The 451-nt window shown below is 57.6% G+C and carries 1 protein-coding gene; it reads right to left on the bottom strand.

What is annotated here, in order from left to right:
• Positions 1-246 precede the first annotated feature (246 nt).
• The coding region (locus AC066S_RS39380; protein ID WP_478271994.1) for a hypothetical protein at positions 247-451 on the bottom strand (205 nt) is incomplete at its 5' end.

The raw sequence follows: 451 nt of genomic DNA, 5'->3' as shown, positions 1-451 counted from the left end.
AGCCTTGACGGCAGCACACCGGATCAAGCCTACTTCACCCCGCTGCCGCTCCGCACGGCAGCCTAACCCCGGCAGAGGCTCCACTTATCGACGCGGATATTCTGTTCAGACAACCGGGGCCAGCTCACTCTACAGGATGTCGGGCCGCGTTCACAAATCCTGACGGCATTCGATCGATTTTCCGTCCGAGCCTGAAGGTGGCTTCGATTTTGATGATGGAAACATCTACGTGGTCCGTAACGACCCCTACAATGCCGACGCCATCTCGGCGTATCGACAAAAGGCATTAGCTAGTTGCATTTGACGAGGGGTCTGGCACTCGGCTGAGGTGGACCCCGGATTTTGGACCGGCGGCTTAGGTGGTGCGGATGCCGTTCCGTTTTGATAAACGGAGCGGACCATGAAGAAGACGAGACGGACAATCGATGCGGCGCTGAAGGCAAAGATCGCC

The organism is Bradyrhizobium sp. CFUWI, from assembly GCF_056429085.1.
The sequence above is the reverse complement of the archived record's forward strand: the minus strand, read 5'-3'. Positions and strand labels throughout refer to the sequence as shown.